Annotated in this window: 1 protein-coding gene; it reads left to right on the forward strand. The window is 23.3% G+C overall.

Going from position 1 to position 245, the window contains the following annotated elements; all coding sequences use genetic code 11:
* A partial coding sequence (locus ACX6CF_RS26580) for a hypothetical protein (protein WP_458788394.1) occupies positions 1–245 on the forward strand: 245 nt, incomplete at both ends.

The following is a 245-nucleotide window of genomic DNA, read 5'->3' on the forward strand; positions in this document are numbered from 1 at the left end:
CTTCACTTTAATAATGATGGAAAAATTAAAGTGAATGAAGATAGTCGTTTGATTTCATATAATAGTGAGAAATCAAATGTTTTTATCCATTTTATTGATGATGTTAATATGGAAAAAATTAACACTAAAATATCTAGAGTTTATAATAAAATAGAACAGAATACAACTGTCAAAACTACTTTTTCAGATAACAAAAATTGTTACAGAACTTTTGTAGTTGACATAAATGATAAAACGATTCATTC

The sequence above is a fragment of the Vallitalea sediminicola genome (genome assembly GCF_054408565.1).